This window comes from Micromonospora sp. NPDC049081, from assembly GCF_040648835.1.
GTDB classification, from domain to species: Bacteria; Actinomycetota; Actinomycetes; order Mycobacteriales; family Micromonosporaceae; genus Micromonospora; species Micromonospora antibiotica.
In genome coordinates this window covers 57,212-73,471 of the sequence record NZ_JBEZEK010000014.1, presented here as the reverse complement: position 1 = coordinate 73,471, position 16,260 = coordinate 57,212, and the positions used below count along the sequence as shown (strand labels likewise).

Here is a 16,260-nt window from a genome sequence, read left to right as displayed (position 1 = left end):
CCCGCGTGAGCGCTGCGGGCCCGGCCCGGTTCGCTGGTGTGCTACCGGTGGGCGTAGGCGCCCGCGCGGGCGGCGGTGGCGACGCTGCGGGCGACGCGTTCGGGAAGGTCGGCGTCGCTGGCCGCCCGCAGGAGGAGGAGTTCGTGGTACAGCGGGGCGGTTGCGGCGACGAGCAGTTGACGGCTGTCGGTGCCCGCCGGGATCTCACCGCGTTCGACGGCACGTCGGATGATGTCGGCGCAGCGGTCGTAGCGGTCGACCCAGAAGGCGCGTAGGGCCTCGGCGGCCTGGTCGGACCGGAAGGACGCGCCGATGAGCGCGACGGTCACCGGGTCGGTGGTCAGTGCCGCGTACACCTCGTGGTTGGCCGCGACGAGGTCACCTTCGAGTGAGCCGGTGTCGGGTGGGCGCCAGGCGTCGACGCTCGCCTCGTTCAGGACGTCGGCCAGCAGGCCACCGACGTCCCGCCAACGTCGGTAGACCGTCGTGCGGTGGACACCCGAGCGCTCGGCCACCACGTCGATGCTCAGGGAGTCGTAGCCGTGCTGCACCAACTGGGCGAGCGCGGCGTCGAGTACGCGCCGGCGGACCGCTGCGCTGCGTCCGCCGGGTCGGCGCGCGCGGTCGGTCACCGCCTCGGCGGGATGATCACTTGTCGGTCGTGGCGACGCCATGCCACGATGCTATCGCTACAGCCGTAGCCTTAACGAGCGAGGTCCGCCATGACGCCCGACCCGACGACCCTCCACCCGGTGGCGACGCATCCCCGGGTGGTGTTCCTCAAGCCGCTGGTCACCTCCCCCAAGATCACCATCGGGGACTACACGTACTACGACGATCCCGACGACGCGACCGGCTTCGAGCAGCGCAACGTGCTCTACCACTTCGGACCGGAACAGCTGGTCATCGGCAGGTTCTGCGCGATAGCGGCAGGCACCCGGTTCCTGATGGCCGGGGGCGACCACCCGGTCACGGGTCCGTCGACCTTCCCGTTCACCCTCTTCGGCGGCGAATGGGCCGAGCGGACCCTCGACGTCGTGACCGCCATGCCCAGCCGGGGTGACACCGTCATCGGCAACGACGTGTGGTTCGGCTACCGGGCGACGGTCATGCCGGGCGTACGCATCGGCGACGGGGCGATCATCGCTGCCGGTGCGGTGGTCACCACCGACGTGCCGGCCTACACGATCGTCGGCGGTAACCCGACGCGGCCGATCCGGCAGCGCTTCGACGACGACGACATCCACCGGCTGCGACGGGCTGCGTGGTGGGACTGGCCCGCCGACCTGGTCAACCGGCACTGCCGCGCCCTGATGACGGGCACACCCGCCGAGATCGAACGCATCGCCGTCGAGAACGGGTTGGCACCGGCCCGGTGAAGTCCGCACCCTGCGGGAATGCGCCGGGGCCGGCACCGACGGCGGTCCGCACGCCTGTCCTTGCGGCGGTACCGGGGCGGCCACCAGCTCGTCGTCCAACAGCCGTCGCTGTTCTGGCACTTCCGCAGGAAGGAGGATCTCCTGGCGGACGCCCAGATGGTGATGCTCGCCGCGAGCCGCTTCACGGTCGGCTGCGTCCCGGACGAACAGGCCGACGACGGAGAGCAGGGCAGCGCGGGCCTGCCGCCCATCGGCCACGAAACCGCCTTCGAGGCGGGGCTCGCCCTCATCCTCCGCGGTCTCGCCGCCGGAGCACCGACCACCGGCCGCTGGCCGAACGTCGCCCGCCGCCCCGGCTGTATTCCACCGGTGGCGGTGACCCTAGACAATGGAACGATGACCCGTCGTAACACGAAGATCGCCGGGTGGGCGGCCGGCACGCTCTGCTCGCTGGGCCTGGTCGGCCTCGGCGTGGCGTTCGTCCGGGTCGGCGTGACGGAGGCCGACAAGTGGGCCAGCACGCTGGGGATCTTCGCCACCGTGCTGGGGTTGGCGCTGACGGCCTACACCGCGGCGGCGACCCGCAGGGCCACGCCGCAGGCCGGGGCCGGGCCGGCCGGTCGGGTCGACAACACGATCCAGGGTGGCGAGTTCGCCCAGTCGGTCATCCAGGCCCGTGACCTGACGCTCGGGGTCCCGCCCGCCCCGGCATCCCGGGCGGCCGCCGACGGTGCGGTGACCAACACGATCACGGCCGGCACGTACCGAGGCCCGGTCATCCAGGCCCGTGACGTCGTCCGGCAGCCAGCAGACCCGCCGGCTGCCGACGACGGTGCCGACCCGTCCCGGGCAGGGTGACGTGAAGGGCGACGGGTTCGGACGCCGGCTCTTCGGCCGGCGGACGGACGGAGCGACCTCGAACACGATCACGGGTGGGGTGTTCCTCAACGTGGTGATTCAGGGTCACACCATCAACGTGACCCTGCCGCCGCAGGTCACCCCCGCCGGGCTCCCCCGGGCCACGACGTCCTTCACCGGTCGGGAAACCGAGGTCGAGCTGCTGCTCAGGGAGCTGGCTCCCGGCGGGAGCACCGGAGCGGGACCGGTCTCGGCGGTGGCCGGTCTGGCCGGGGTCGGCAAGACCGAGCTGGTCGTGCAGGCCGCCACCCGGGCCCGACGACAGCCGGGGTGGTTCCCGGGCGGAGTGCTGTTCGTGGACCTGTCCGGCTACGACCCGCAACGGAGCCTGTCGCCCGGCGCGGCACTGCTCGGCCTGTTGCAGGCACTGGGGCTGCCCGGCGAGTACATCCCCGCTGGCGAGCAGGACCGCAGTGCGTTGTTCCGCAGCGTGCTGGCCGCCTATGCCGCACAGGACCGGCGGCTGCTGCTGGTGATCGACAATGCGGCCACCGCCGCCCAGGTGACCCCGCTGCTGCCGAGCGACGACAGCACCGCCACATTGATCACCTCCCGACACACCCTGGCGGTCGGGGCCCGACTGCACGACCTCGACGTGTTGGACGTCGAGACGTCCGTTCGGCTCCTGGTCGACCAGTTGGGACAGCTGCGCGGCCCGGCCGACAGCAGGGGGCACGACGAGCCGCAGGCCGCTGCCGAGATCGCCGGACTGTGCGCGGGCCTGCCCCTGGCGCTGCACATCGCCGCCGGTCTGCTGGCCGATCCCGGCACCCGTACGCTGGCCTCCCTCGCGGGGGCGTTGCGCGCCGCACACACCCGGCTGGACCGGCTGACCCGGGAGGACCGTGCGGTGCGCGCCGCGTTCGACCTCTCCTACCGGCAGCTGAACCCCACCCAGGCCCGCCTGTTTCGACTGCTGCCGGTCAACCCCGGCCCCGAGGTCGGCACGGAGGCCGCCGCATGCCTGGTCGACACCGATGCGCAGCGGGCCGAGACGCTGCTGGCGGACCTGGCCCGGGCCCACCTCGTCGAGGCCGGCCCCAGCTGGGGGCGATGGCGGATGCACGACCTGGTCCGCCTCTACGCCGAGGAGCAGTCGGACTCGGCCGCCGGGGCCGATACTCCGGATGCCGCCCGTGCCCGGCTGTTCACCTACTACGTCGCGACCACCGCCGCCGCCAGTGTCCAGCTGGAGCCTCCGTCGGTCGCCGCCGCGCTCGCCGCGCGCTCCGTCCCGGAGGACGCTCTGGCCCGGATCGAGACCACCTACGCCGCCGCCGGGCAGATGCAGCCGCCCCCGGTCACGGTCACCTTTTCCACGCGGGCACAGGCGTTGGCCTGGTTGGAGATCGAACGGCCCAATCTGATTGCCGTCTGTACGACCGCGGCGACGCACGGGCACCGCACGGCCAGCATCGGACTGGCGTCGCTCCTGTACACGTTCCTGTCGTTCCGTCGGTATCTGTCGGAGCTGATCACGGTCACCGACAGCTTCCGTGCCCTCTGCCGGGAGGCCGGGGACCGGCACGGCGAAGGCATGGCGCTGAGCCACCTCGGCGCGGCCCTCAACGAGGCGGGCCGGTCCGACGAGGCCGTCACCGCCCACACCCGGGCGGTCGAGCTCATCGGGGAGACCGGTGACCGGCACGACGTCGGCGTGGCGCTGAACAATCTCGGCCTGGCACTGCGGGCGGTGGAGCGGTTCGACGAGGCGATCGCCGCCCATACCCGGGCGTTGGACATCTATCGTGAGATCGACGCCCGGCACAGCGAGGGCACGGCGCTGAACAATATCGGCCAGGCGCTGCGGGCGGTGGGGCGGTTCGACGAGGCGGTCACCGCCCACACCCGGGCCGCCGGGATCTGTCGCGAGACCGGGGATCGGCAGGGTGAGGCTCTCGCCTTGAACAACCTCGGCGCGGACCTGCAGGGGATGCAGCAGCACGAGCGGGCCATCGCCGTGCACACCCGAGCCGCTGACATCTTCAGCGAGCTCGACGACCGGCACCACGAAGCTGAGGCACGGCACCATCTGGGCTCGGCGCTGCGGGCGGTGCGGCGGTTCGACGAGGCGGTCGTCGCACACACCCGGGCCGTCGAGCTCTTCGGGGACAGCGGTGACCGGGACGACGAAGGCTTGGCGTTGACCGGCCTCGGCCTGACTCTGCGCAGAGGTGGACGGTGTGCCGAGGCGGCAGCCGCCCACACCCGGGCGGCGCAGGCGTACCGCGAGGCCGGCGACCGGCGCAGCGAGGGCATCGCGCTGAGCAACCTCGGTGTGGCCCTGCAGGACGCGGAACGGTTCGACGATGCCGCCGAGGCCTACGAACAGGCAGTGGAGGCGTGTCACGAGACTGGTGACCGGCAGGGCGAGGGTGTCGCCTCGAACAACCTCGGCAACAATCTGCGGGCGGCGGGGCGGTGCGGGGACGCGGCCGTCGCCCATTCCCGGGCCGCCGGCATCTTCCGGACGGTCGGCGACCGGTACCGCGAAGGCAAAGCGCTGCTCGGCCTCTGCCTGGCCCTGCTCGACACGGGGCCGGTCGACGAGGTTCGACGCCCCTATGAACGGGCGGTCGAGGTGTTCGCCGGCGTCGACGAACACGAGAGCGCCGCGCTGGTGCAGCGGTGGCTCGGCAATCTTCACCCAGGAACGATCCCGCCGGGGATCTTCCCGCCGGAGTTCCATCAGGCGGCGTTCGTCGTTCTGATGGGGCTCATGTTCGCCGATGCCCGGTCGGGCAGGTCGCTGCGGGGCGGTCCCGGCGTGCCGGACGGCACGTAGGCGGGGTAGCCGAGCTCCTGGGCCGTTTCTGCGAAGGATGTTGTGGCTGGTCGCGCCACCCTCGGCCTGGCTCGGGTGAGGTGTCTGCTCCGGAGCCGGGTCGTTCAGGTGGGCGATGTCAGGGAGGGCGACAGGTGGGCGCGTTCGCCCTGGGCGCTGAAGAGGGTGAGCAGCTCTGCGGCCTGAGCGTCGGCGCTGCCGATCTGGTGCGGGATGCGGGTGTCGAACTCTGCGGCTTCGCCGGGGCCCAGCTGGTATTCCTGGTCACCGAGGACGAGCCTGACATGCCCGTTGAGTACGTAGAACCATTCGTACCCCTCGTGGGTCTGCAGTGTCGTCGTGGCCGATCTGCCGGCCGGTGGATAGATCACCTTGTAGGCCTGGATGCCTCCGGGACGTCTGGTCAGCGGCACGACGGTGAAGCCGGACCGCCGTACCGGCCGCAGGTGGATGCGTGGATCGCCGGTGGGCGGGGCCGCGACCAGTTCGTCGAGCGGGACGCCGTGCGCCCGCGCCAGCGGCAGGAGTTGCTCCAGCGTCGGGCGCAGTTTCCCGTTCTCGAGACGCGACAGCGTGCTTGCGGTCAGGCCGGTCTCTGCCGCCAGGGCGGCCAGGGAGATGTTCCGGGCCTTGCGTAGTGCGTGCAGGCGTGGGCCGACGCCCGCGAGGACGTCGTGCGACGTGACGTTCATGGACCCATGATGCGGATCCGCAACGTTTCTCGCAAATAGGCAACACTGCTGGTCATGCTGGCAGCGGAGGTAGACAACCGATGCTCACATCAGCAGCAACTGCGAGACCAGCAACACGGTGGTCGCGCACCGTCGCGGCCGCCACGGCCGCGCTCGTCCTGGCGACAGCGTGCACGACCACCGGAGGCAGTGCGCAGAACACGACGGCACAGCAGGCGCGCACCACCATCGCGGCAGGTCACGACGCGGCCACCCGGGATGACGCCCCGTTCAACCGTCAATTCACCCACGAGACAGCCGATGTCGACGGCGTGACGATGCACTACGTCACCGGCGGCACGGGCGAGCCGCTCGTCCTCCTGCATGGCTGGCCCCAGTCGTGGTACTCGTGGCGCGAGATCATGCCGGCGCTCGCCGAGAAGTACACCGTGTATGCGCTTGACCTGCCGGGACTCGGCGACAGCGAGGGTGCGCCGTCCAGTTACGACAAGGCGACCCTGGCCCGCTACGTCCACCGGCTGCTCGTCGACAAGCTGGGGCTGAAGAAGATCAACCTGGCCGGCCATGATCTCGGTGCCGGTGTGGCGTTCCAGTACGCCACACAGTTCCCGGACGAGGTCGTCAAGTACGCCCACCTCGACTATCCGATGCCCGGCCCCGCCCTCAGCGCGAGCGCCTACCGGCAGGCGAGCTGGCACATGTCGTTCCACCACCAGGACGGGTTCCCCGGATTGCTGGTCGACGACGACGTCCGAGGCTATCTGTCTCTTTTCTACGGGTATGTTGCCTACGGTGGGGTCAGCTTCGGCGGGCCGGGCGCGAAGGCTCCCTTCACCGCACAACAGATCGACGAGTACGCCCGCACGTACCAGCGCCCGCAGGTCCTGACCGGTGGGTTTGAGCTTTACCGCACCCTGGACCAGGACGAACGGGACAACAAGGCCGCGAAGCCGATCACCATGCCGGTGATGCTGCTGACGGCCGAAGGCACGCTCGACTTCACCCGCTCGACGGTCCGGCCCCTCATGTCCACCATCACCCGCGCCGTGGAGGTGCCCAGGGCCGGGCACTGGCTGATCCAGGAGAACCCGGAATTCGTCACCACCGAACTGGTGACGTTCTTCGCGAGGGGGGCGGACCGGTGACCGGCGCACTCGATGCCGAGCCGTTCTGGGAACAGCACCACCGCGCCCGGCGCGGCGGCGGCGTCGGGCACCCCAACCCGGTGCTGGAGGAGACAGCCGGGGCACTGCCTCCCGGCGATGCCCTCGACCTGGGATGTGGCGCCGGCGGCGACACCATCTGGCTTGCCCGGCATGGCTGGCAGGTCACCGCCGTGGACATCTCAACCGCCGCCGTGGAACGGGTGCGTGCACGCGCCCGGCAACTCGGCGTCGACGGCCGGGTGACCGGCGAACAGCACGATCTGGCCCGGAGCTTCCCTGACGGGCAGTTCGACCTGATCTCCGCGCAGTACCTGCACACCCCCTTCGCGCTGGATCGCGCGCGGGTACTGCGTACCGCGGCGCACGCGCTGCGCCCCGGCGGTCGTCTCCTGATCGTCGACCACGGCTCGACCGCGCCCTGGTCGTGGAACAGAGATCCCGACACGCACTACCCCTCACCCGGCGAGACCGCAGCCGAGCTGGCCCTCGACCCGACCCGGTGGTCCGTCGTACGCGCCGACATGCCGCGCCGCCGGGCCACCGGACCGGGAGGCCGCAGCGCCACCGTCACCGACAACGTTCTGCTCATCCACCGACATGATCGGAGAAGCTGATGCTGCCGACCACCCGAACCAGGAAACGCAAGGACACCGGGCCCGGATGGACCGCCCCCGGGGAGAAGGACACCCTGGTCGGCTTCATCGACTACCTCCGCAATGCGATCATGGACAAGGTCGCCGGCGTCCCGGAGCCCGAGGTCCGCACCGCCGGCGTGCCCTCCGGCACCAACCTCCTCGGGTTGATCAAACACATGACCGCCGTCGAGCGGTTCTACTTCCTCGAAGAACCGATCACCAACATGCGCCGCACTTTCCAGCCCACTCGTGACGACACCGTCGACGGCCTGCTCGCCGGCTACCGGGCAACGATCGCGCAGGCGAACCAGGTCATCGAAACCTGGACCGATCTGACCCAGCCGGCACCCCGGCCGCCCGGCCGCAGCGCCCTGCCGCCGTCGCAGCGATGGGTGCTGGTCCACATGATCGAGGAGATCGGACGCCACGCGGGGCACGCGGACATCATCCGCGAGAGGATCGACGGATCCACCGGCCGCTGACAGTCACTGCAGGAAACTCCCAGCTCCCTCAGCCAGCCCGAAAGCGCCGACAATTGGCGGCCGGGCGGCAAATTGCCCGTCAAATGTCTTCGGCAGCCGCTCGGAAAGACACGGACCTGAACGGCGACGGCCGCGACGACTACCTAACGTCCTGCCGCTCTGCGTCGCGAACCGGTGCCCGCACTGACGGGCTGACCCGTCGGGGAGGCGCGGCGACCTCCGCGCCTCCCCGACCGTCCGGCCCGCCTCCGCAGGATCGCGTCGCCTTCGGCGTGATCCCGTTCGGCCCGCCACGGCTCCGGGTCGGTCACTGCTCGATGCTGGTGTACTCACAGACCGCCGCCGGAAAACCGCCCGGGCCGAAGCGCAGCTCGACGACGTGCCCGCGTTCGGTCCTGGTGACCGCTGGTGTGATCGACTGACCGGCCCGCGCCGGTCGCAGGTACCAGCACCGGCTGGTGTCGGTACGGCCGGGCGGCACCCCCGCGTCGGCCAGCGCGTTCTCGCCGCGCTCCAGATAGCACGCGAAGAAGACGTGGTCGTTCAGATCCGTCTCGCGGTCGCTGAAGGTGAAGCCCGCCGTCTCGGCTCCACCGCTGCGGGGTCGTCGCGGCGACTCCGGCAGCAGCGGCGACTCGCCGCCGAAGCCCGGGGGTGCCTCGGTGCGCGGTGTGGGTCGTGCCCCGGTGCCGCTGTCCAACCAGGTCCATCTGCTGGTCCACACCGCTACCACGGTGCCGTCGGCGGCGCGCAGGGTCAGCTCGTCGTGCCCGCCGTACCAGCCACGCCGGTCAGGACCGAGGGTGACGGCCAGTTCGGCGTCGAGCGGCGCTCCGGGGAGCACCCGCACCGGCGGGGTGTACGCCTCCACGTACCGCACCACGGCACGGACCCGGTGCCGTTCGAAGTAGGACCAGCGGTCGAGGCCGGCCATCTCCTGCCACCAGCCGGCGGAGACCTCGTCGAGGAGGTGCACCAGCTGGGTCGGTTTCAGGGTGCCCCGTTGGGTGATGGCCGGATAGCGCGCCTCGGTGCCCGCGCGGTACACCCTGGACCCGACGGTCACGGCAGCTGCCCCTGCGGTCGGCCGGGCCGCCGCGGCTTGATGGTGGTGCTCACCGCGACCGGACGGGTCCGACCCCCGCAGTGGTGTACCGCCATCGGGCCCTCCGCCCGGCAGGCGCAGGGCAACACCCGGTTGAGGCTGGAACCGATGCAGAAATCCTCGTAGGCGGTCCGGTCGCCGGGAAGCAGGCGGGCCAGCAGCGCCATCACCGGGTCCACCGCCTTGACCCGGCCGTCGTCGTCGCGCACTTCCAGCCAGGCGTGGTCGAGGTCCATCATCCCGATCAGCCAACCCCGCCGGGCGTACGCCTCGTAGCCCATGGCCCGGCACTCCCGTTCGAGATACAGGCTGGCGGAGACGCAGTTGACCACCCCGTTGGCGAGCGTGTCGTCCGGGTCGACCTGCCAACTGGACGGCAGCATCTGGAAACGCGGTCCGCCGTGGCGGATACCGGCGAAGAGCCGGGCCAACCGGGGGGAGACGATCCGGTCCGCCCGGCCGGCGGTGACCAGGTCCAGTTCGACGGCGACCAGGTCGGGTACGGCCGGGAGCCGTACCTCGTCGTCGGTCAGGGTCACGGGCCCGGCGGCGCTGGTCCAGCCGGAGGCCGTGCCACCGCTGCGCTCGGGCACCGGTCGGTGCAGCAGCCAGCCGGGGTCCGCGCCGCATCCGCCGTCCGGACACCGCATCGTCGCGGTCATCCGCCAGGACCTCGGTTCCGTCCAGGTGGCGGCGGGCTTCAGGGAGAACCGGAACGCGAACTCCCAGCCGATCTCCGGGAGGCTGTTCCCGCTGCCCGAGTAGAGGCCCAGATTGATCAGGTCGTAGTGGCAGAATCGCCGTTCGTCGCCCGCGCCGGTGACCGGTAGCCCGGCTTCGACCAGCAGCTCCAGCGTCTCGGCGGAGCAACGCAGCAGCCCCAGCGCGCCCGCCTGGTCGACGGTGGCCTCGCGGTGGGCCGGCGGGACGAGGGTGATGCGGCGCAGCGCGGCGAGCCACCTGTCGGTCTCCGCCACGGTGACCGCGCTCACCGCGGCCACGCCCCGGGCTCGGCGGAGTCGTAGAGCACCTCGCCGGGGAGGGAGCCGTCCGTGGCGGCCCGGAACATGGGCCGCCGTCGTGGTTTGCCGCTGGTGGTACGCGCCACCGCGGGCGCGGGCACGCTGAGCACCCGGACCCGTACGCCGGGGCCGCCCTCCCGGCCGAGTATCCGCGCGACCTCCGCGGCCCACGGACCCGGCCGCTGCCGGATCAGCGCGTGCAGTACGGGTGTGTGGCCGGCGGAACCGGCCAGGACCACGACGCGTTCCGGGGAGAGGCCGTCGACGCCGGCGAGGCGGGCCTCCAGGTCCTCCGCGTAGAGGTTGCGTCCGCGTACCTTGAGGCTGTCGCCGGCCCGGCCGAGGACGAACAGTTGGCCGTCGTGGAGGAAGCCGTGGTCGCCGGTGTGCAGCCGGCCCCCGACGAAGGCGGCGTCGGGGGCGTCGGCCCCGTGGTATCCGGCGGCCATCGACCGGCCGGTCAGTGCGATCTCCCCGACGACGTCGGGCGGCAGCGGTCGGCCCTCGTCGTCGACGACGGTCACCGCGACACCGTCGCGGGCATCGCCGCAGCCGACCAACCAGTCGTCGTCGGCCGACGGCTCCGTCCCGACCTCCTCGACGGCGGTCACCTCGACCGGCTCGCCGGGGCGCAGCTCGCCGGCGACCCGCAGCGCCACCGGTGGTGGCGCCAGGTGCAGGCCGGTCGCGACGAGGGTGTTCTCGGCCAGCCCGTACGCGGGTAGGAAGGCCCGGGTGCGGAACCCGTGCGGGCCGAGCAGCGCCGCGAACGACTCCAGGGTGCGTCGGCTGACCCGTTCGGCTCCGACGATCGCGGCCCGCCAGCCGCTGAAGTCCATCCCGGTCAGCTCGGCCGGGCCGATCCGCCGGGCGGCGTAGGCGTAGCCGAAGGTGGGTGCGGCGGTCAGCGTCGCACCCTGCTCGCCGAAGCAGGACAGCCAGCGTCGGGGTGAGCGGATGAACTGGTCCGGTCGCATGGCCAGGATGTCGCTCTGGTTGAGCACCGGAGCGAGGGTGCAGCCGATCAGCCCCATGTCGTGGTAGGTCGGCAGCCAGGTGGCGGTCACGTCGGCTGCACCCATGTCGAGCCAGCGGCGGATGGCGGTGACGTTGGCCAGGAGGTTGTCGGCGCGGATGGCGACCGCCCGGGGGTGGCCCGACGATCCGGAGGTGAACTGGACCAGCGCCACCTCGTCCCCGGCCGGTGGCCGCGGATCGTCGGCGGCAGACGCGACGGGCCGGCCCGGCCCCGCGTCGCCCGGCTGGTCCGGGCCCGCGACGGTCAGCACGGTCACCGCCAGTCCGGCGGCGGCTGCGGCGCTGCGGGCGGTCCCGGCCAGGTGCGGGTCGACGAGCACGGTGTGGGTGCCGGCGACCCGCATCAGGTGGGTCAGTTGCTCCGGGTACGCCGCACCCGTGCCGAGCCCGGCGGGCGGTGGCATCGGGTTGACCACACCACCGGCTGCCAGCACCCCGAAGAAGCCGGCCAGGAATGTCTCCGGTGACACCAGCAGGAGCGAGACCACCTCACCCCGGCGCAGTCCCGTGTCGCGCAGCAGTCCGGCCACGGTCAGTGCGGCGGCGGCGAGCGAGGGGAAGTCGTGCCGGGCCCAACCGGCGTCGTCGGTGGCCACCCGCAGCCCGTGGCCGGTGCGCGGCTCGGTGAGCCAGCCGGTCAGGCTCATGGTGTCGTCATTCGGTTGCCTGGCTGACCAGCGCCACCACGTCGGCGACCGTGACGACGTCCATCGCCTCGTCGTCGGAGATCGGTGCCAGGTCGAATCTTCTCTCCAACGCGACCGCCAGTTCGATCAGTGCGAGCGAGTCGAAGTGCAGGTCGTCGACGAGTCGTTGGCCGTCGGTGACGTCCCCGCCCGGGTGGGGTGCCATGCTGGCCACCAGTTGGCGGACCGTCACCTCGACGGGCTCTGCCATCGGACTTTCTCCCTTTTTCCTCAGTTCGGGCTCCGGTTTCCTCAGCTCGGGCTCCGGTTTCCTCAGTTCAGGCTCCGGATCGGATGTGGCACGCCGTGCCGGTCCTCGTAGTCGGCGACGGCCCGCTCCTCGGCGGCGTGCCACACCTCGGTAACCTGTGCGTCGACGTCGTCGAGACCGGCGGCGCGCACGCGGCGCAGCAGCGCGTCCCGGGCGGTGTCCCACTGGTCGCGTAGTTGCCGGCCGCGGGCCCGCACCACCATCGGCAGCGCCGACGGGTTGCGCCGCTCCGGTCCGACCAGCACGTGGACCACGTACGGGACGGCGTCGAGGACCTGGTCGCCGACGAGCCGGCGGCGACCGTCGACCACCGCGTGGCGCATCGCCCAGACGCCGAAACCGACGTGCCGGGACTCGTCGCGGATCACGTTGCGCAGTCCCTCGGCCAGCGCGGGCAGCTGCCCGCAACGGCGGACCGCTTCGGCCACCGAGCGGAGCACGACCAACGCGAGGGCCCCCTCGGCCACCACGTGGTAGGTGGTCACCGCGGCGTACCAGGCGTCGAGGTCGTCCGGGTCGCGGCGTACCCGTTCGGTCTGTTCCAGCAGGTACGCGTCGAACAGCTCCGCGGTGGCGGCGGAGGCGTCCGCCCGGCACCGTCGCGCGTACGCGTGGGGTGGTTCGGTGGATCCCTCCACCGCCTGGAGGTAGCCGAGGAAGAAGATGCTGTGGCGGCTCTCGTCCACGAGCTGGCTGGAGAGGTAGAACTGGGCGGCCTGGGTGGGGGCCGCGTACACCAGGGGGGTCAGTAGTCGGGCGACGGCGACCTCACCGACGGCGAGTTCGACGAGAGCGGCCCTGAGTTCCTGGTGGAGGAAGGGCCGCAGCGCCTGCCACGCCGGTCGGTCGGCGGCCATCGCCAGGTCCTGGGTGGACCAGTTCTGCCGCTCCCAGCGCAGGTACAGGCTTTCGGGAGTGGTCTCCCGGTCGTCGATGAGCTGTTCGTCGAGAACGGCCGTCACCGTGGGACTCCTTTCCCGTGGCCGCCCTGCGTCACGGGGCCGCACCGGTGGCAGCCGGCAGTGGGATCGACCGGAGGATCGACATCGACCAGTGATCACCTAGAGAATCGGCGAGCGGGTGCCGGGTGTCAAGCAGGGTCTCGGACACTGCTTGAACAGGAGCTCGGGCAGCGAGTTCGCTGTGCTCCGACCGTGCGTCGCCGTGTCCTCTGTGGAAATGTTCGTGTGGTAGAAAGGCAGGAATTTTCGTCGGTGTCACCGACTACGAGGTCCGGAGGGGAGGCCCGCCATGGGGATACCGGCCGTGGCACGTGGCAGCCTCGTCGACCTGGTCCGCGAACAGGCCGAGCGTGATGCGTCGAGTGTGGCGGTGGCCGACGAGGGCGGTGTGCTGACCTACGGCGACCTGGAGCGGGAGAGCAGCCGTCTCGCCCACGTCCTGGCGGCCCGTGGACTCCGGCCGGGTGACCGGGTCGTCCTCCTGCTCCCCCGGTCCGCCGCGGCGATCTGCGCCATCTTCGCGGTGTTGAAGTGCCGTGGCGTCTACGTTCCGTTGGACACCGCCGGTCCGCCGGCCCGGCTGCGGCCCCGGATCGTCGCGGCCGAGCCACGGTTGACCATCGGCGATGCCTCCACCCACCGCCTGCTCCGGCAGTGCTGGGACGGTCCGTCGGCCGTGACGGTCTGGCTCACCGATCCGCCGCCGGAGGCCCGGCGACCGCAGGACGTCGTGGCGGCCGAGATCGCCGCCGCACCGGCCACGCCACCGGCCACCGAACCGACCGCCACCGACCTCGCGTACCTGCTCTTCACCTCAGGTTCGACAGGGGTGCCGAAGGGAGTGCCGATCACGCACGAGAGCGTGCTGTGGCTGGCTTCCTGGGCGCGGGAACACTTCGGACTGACCAGCGTGGACCGGCTCTCCTGCCACTCGGCCCTGTCGTTCGACTTCTCCGTACTCGACATCTACTCGGCCGTGGCGGCCGGCGCGTCGCTGCACCTGGTCCCGGCGCACTACAACCTCGTACCTGATCTGCTGGCACGGTTCATCCGTGAGTCGCGGCTGACCCAGTGGTCGTCCGTGCCGTCGGTTCTCATGGCGATGGCCAACCGTGGGGTGGTACGGGACATGCCGGAGCTTCGCCGGTTGATCTGGTGCGGGGACGCCTTTCCGGTCGACGGCCTGCGCCACTGGATGGCGAACCTGCCGCACGTGCGGTTCACCAACCTCTACGGGCCCACCGAGACCACTGTCGCGAGCAGTTGGTACGAGGTCGGGTCGATGCCGACACCGGGTGCCGACGTGCCGATCGGCACCGCGTTGCCCGGTGAGCGCCTGGGGGTGTTCGACGAACACCGCCGGCCGCTGCCGACCGGCATGGTCGGTGACCTCCACATTGCCGGGGTCGGACTCAGCCCGGGGTACTGGCGGAGCCCGGCGGAGACGGCGGCGGCGTTCGGCACCGTCGAGGGTGACGACTCCACCCGCTGGTACCGCACCGGGGACCGGGCCAGCATCGACGAGCAGGGGCTCGCCCACTTCCACGGTCGTGGTGACCGGCAGATCAAGTCCCGCGGTTACCGGGTCGAACTGGACGAGATCGCGCGGGTGGCGCGGCAACTGCCGGAGTTCGCCGACGTGGCGATCGTGGCGGTGGACTCCCCCGAGGCCGCCGGACGCGAGATCGGCCTCGCCTACGTGGCCGCCGGCGACCGGCCGCCGGACCACGCGGCGGTACGGTCCGCACTGGCCCGGACGTTGCCCCCGTACATGTTGCCGACGCGGTGGCTCGCGGTGGACGCGATCGACACGAACAGCAACGGCAAGATCGACTATCCGGCGCTGACCCGACGGTTCCTCGACCATGCCGATGCGGCCCCGCCCAGGACGGAGACCTAGATGTCGTCACCCACCACCTGGCCGGCGCCGTTCGAGGCGATCCTGCGCCGTTACCTGGCGGCGCTCTCCGCGGATCAGGACATCCCGGCGGAGCCGCTCGTCGACCTCGGCCTGGACTCGTTGCGGGCGACAGCGCTCCTGGCGGAGTTGGAGAAGGAGTTCGGTGTCGACTTCGGCGACGAGGTGCTCGACCCCGCGTTGTTCTCCGGTGCCGGCCACCTGTGGGCCGTGGTCCAGGACCTGATGGGCGATCCCTCCCCACGTACCGGGCAGACCGTGGGTTGATCCGGTCGCGCCGGACAGCGCCGGTGGAGTCGACCTCGTCCGGGCGCGCCTGCACCGACCATCCACGGTCGACCCTCGCCGACCAGCGGGCGGCGCTGCGGCGGACCGCACTTCGGCGCTGTCTCGACGTGCATGTCGTGGCCGGACCGCGCCGTCAGCGGGGTTAGACTCGCCGGCCATGGGACTGCTCACCTTCAGCATCAACGTCACCCTGGACGGTTGCGTCGACCACCAGGAGGGGATCGTCGACGACGAGACACACGCGCTCTTCACCCGACTTCTGGACGAGAACGGGGCGATGCTGTGGGGCCGCGTCACCTACGAGATGATGGAGAGCTTCTGGCCGGCCGTCGCCCGTGGTGACCTGGAAGCCCCACCGACGACGACGGAGTGGGCGGTCACGCTGGAGTCCAAACCGAAGTACGTGGTGTCGACGACGCGCACCGACTTCCCCTGGACCAACAGTCACCACATCACCGGCGACCTGCGCGAAGGCATACAGAAGATCAAGGACGCGACCCCGGCCGGGATTCTCCTCGGCAGCGTCGGTCTCGCGGCCGAGCTGGACCGGCTGGACCTGATCGACGAGTACCGGATGCTCGTCCACCCCCGGATCGCCGGCCACGGCCCGACGCTGTACGAGAGCGGGCTGCCCGGCACGCGCCGGCTCGAGTTGATCTCGGCGCAGCCGCTCCGCAACGGCGCGGTGGCCATGCACTACCGCCGCGCCGGCTGATCACCGCAGTCCACGGGACCGTCCACGGCCACCGTCGCGTGGACGGCTCTCCTTGCGCCCCCGTCGTCTCGGCCCCGCGCCGCGACGACGGGGGCTTTTCGCGGTTCGAGCGAAAGTCCGCTGTGGTTCGACAGAAGGCATGGACAGCGGGATCGAAACAGCTTAATGTCTTCGCCATCACGGAAGTGTTTCAGCGAG

16 protein-coding genes are annotated in these 16,260 nt (G+C 71.3%); 9 read left to right on the top strand and 7 right to left on the bottom strand.

What is annotated here, in order from left to right; genetic code table 11:
* Positions 1-41: 41 nt before the first annotated feature.
* On the bottom strand, positions 42-674 hold the full coding sequence (locus AB0B63_RS20575) for a TetR/AcrR family transcriptional regulator (protein WP_357020988.1): 633 nt from the start codon (positions 672-674) through the stop codon (positions 42-44).
* A gap of 48 nt (positions 675-722) precedes the next feature.
* Here AB0B63_RS20575 and AB0B63_RS20570 point away from each other — a divergent pair, with 48 nt between their 5' ends.
* The 3 genes from AB0B63_RS20570 to AB0B63_RS20560 are packed head-to-tail and all read left to right on the top strand — an operon-like array spanning position 723 to position 5,082.
* Positions 723-1,379, top strand: a complete 657-nt coding sequence (locus AB0B63_RS20570) for a CatB-related O-acetyltransferase (RefSeq protein ID WP_357020985.1) — start codon at positions 723-725, stop codon at positions 1,377-1,379.
* An 18-nt stretch (positions 1,380-1,397) separates the two neighbouring features.
* The gene (locus AB0B63_RS20565; protein ID WP_357020982.1) at positions 1,398-2,237 is read left to right on the top strand and encodes a hypothetical protein; all 840 of its coding nucleotides are present in this window, start codon (positions 1,398-1,400) and stop codon (positions 2,235-2,237) included.
* Positions 2,167-5,082 carry a tetratricopeptide repeat protein gene (locus AB0B63_RS20560; protein WP_357020979.1) on the top strand — a complete coding sequence of 972 codons (2,916 nt, stop codon included), beginning with the start codon at positions 2,167-2,169 and terminating at the stop codon, positions 5,080-5,082. The genes AB0B63_RS20565 and AB0B63_RS20560 overlap by 71 nt, the downstream gene beginning before the upstream one ends.
* A gap of 104 nt (positions 5,083-5,186) precedes the next feature.
* Here AB0B63_RS20560 and AB0B63_RS20555 read toward each other — a convergent pair whose 3' ends face one another.
* On the bottom strand, positions 5,187-5,774 hold the full coding sequence (locus AB0B63_RS20555; protein WP_357020977.1) for an XRE family transcriptional regulator: 588 nt from the start codon (positions 5,772-5,774) through the stop codon (positions 5,187-5,189).
* An 80-nt stretch (positions 5,775-5,854) separates the two neighbouring features.
* On the opposite strand from AB0B63_RS20555, the gene AB0B63_RS20550 reads away from it, so the two are divergent.
* Genes AB0B63_RS20550 through AB0B63_RS20540 form a run of 3 tightly spaced genes read left to right on the top strand, consistent with a single transcriptional unit; the run spans position 5,855 to position 8,057 of the window.
* Positions 5,855-6,919, top strand: a complete 1,065-nt coding sequence (locus AB0B63_RS20550; RefSeq protein WP_357020974.1) for an alpha/beta hydrolase — start codon at positions 5,855-5,857, stop codon at positions 6,917-6,919.
* Positions 6,916-7,554, top strand: a complete 639-nt coding sequence (locus AB0B63_RS20545) for a class I SAM-dependent methyltransferase (RefSeq protein WP_357020972.1) — start codon at positions 6,916-6,918, stop codon at positions 7,552-7,554. Before AB0B63_RS20550 ends, AB0B63_RS20545 begins: the two co-directional genes overlap by 4 nt.
* Complete coding sequence (locus tag AB0B63_RS20540) at positions 7,554-8,057, top strand: DinB family protein (RefSeq protein ID WP_357020968.1); 504 nt, start codon at positions 7,554-7,556, stop codon at positions 8,055-8,057. Before AB0B63_RS20545 ends, AB0B63_RS20540 begins: the two co-directional genes overlap by 1 nt.
* 307 nt (positions 8,058-8,364) lie before the next feature.
* Here the strand turns inward: AB0B63_RS20540 and AB0B63_RS20535 are convergent, their stop codons facing one another.
* The 5 genes from AB0B63_RS20535 to AB0B63_RS20515 all read right to left on the bottom strand — a co-directional run bounded on the left by AB0B63_RS20535 (position 8,365) and on the right by AB0B63_RS20515 (position 13,141).
* Positions 8,365-9,123 (bottom strand): hypothetical protein, encoded by a 759-nt coding sequence (locus AB0B63_RS20535; RefSeq protein WP_357020966.1) that lies wholly within the window; start codon positions 9,121-9,123, stop codon positions 8,365-8,367.
* Positions 9,120-10,154: a hypothetical protein gene (locus AB0B63_RS20530; protein WP_357020963.1), complete on the bottom strand. Its 1,035-nt coding sequence runs from the start codon at positions 10,152-10,154 to the stop codon at positions 9,120-9,122. Before AB0B63_RS20530 ends, AB0B63_RS20535 begins: the two co-directional genes overlap by 4 nt.
* Positions 10,151-11,869: an AMP-binding protein gene (locus AB0B63_RS20525; protein ID WP_357020960.1), complete on the bottom strand. Its 1,719-nt coding sequence runs from the start codon at positions 11,867-11,869 to the stop codon at positions 10,151-10,153. The genes AB0B63_RS20530 and AB0B63_RS20525 overlap by 4 nt, the downstream gene beginning before the upstream one ends.
* A 7-nt stretch (positions 11,870-11,876) precedes the next feature.
* Positions 11,877-12,119 carry a phosphopantetheine-binding protein gene (locus AB0B63_RS20520; protein ID WP_357020957.1) on the bottom strand — a complete coding sequence of 81 codons (243 nt, stop codon included), beginning with the start codon at positions 12,117-12,119 and terminating at the stop codon, positions 11,877-11,879.
* A 62-nt stretch (positions 12,120-12,181) separates the two neighbouring features.
* Positions 12,182-13,141 carry a hypothetical protein gene (locus tag AB0B63_RS20515; protein WP_357020954.1) on the bottom strand — a complete coding sequence of 320 codons (960 nt, stop codon included), beginning with the start codon at positions 13,139-13,141 and terminating at the stop codon, positions 12,182-12,184.
* A gap of 304 nt (positions 13,142-13,445) precedes the next feature.
* Here AB0B63_RS20515 and AB0B63_RS20510 point away from each other — a divergent pair, with 304 nt between their 5' ends.
* From AB0B63_RS20510 to AB0B63_RS20500, 3 genes are all read left to right on the top strand, one after another.
* Positions 13,446-15,041, top strand: coding sequence for an amino acid adenylation domain-containing protein (locus AB0B63_RS20510; protein ID WP_357020951.1), 1,596 nt, complete (start codon positions 13,446-13,448; stop codon positions 15,039-15,041).
* Positions 15,042-15,326 carry an acyl carrier protein gene (locus tag AB0B63_RS20505; protein ID WP_357020948.1) on the top strand — a complete coding sequence of 95 codons (285 nt, stop codon included), beginning with the start codon at positions 15,042-15,044 and terminating at the stop codon, positions 15,324-15,326.
* 178 nt (positions 15,327-15,504) lie between these two features.
* The gene (locus tag AB0B63_RS20500) at positions 15,505-16,062 is read left to right on the top strand and encodes a dihydrofolate reductase family protein (RefSeq protein WP_357020945.1); all 558 of its coding nucleotides are present in this window, start codon (positions 15,505-15,507) and stop codon (positions 16,060-16,062) included.
* The last annotated feature ends 198 nt before the right edge of the window (positions 16,063-16,260 follow it).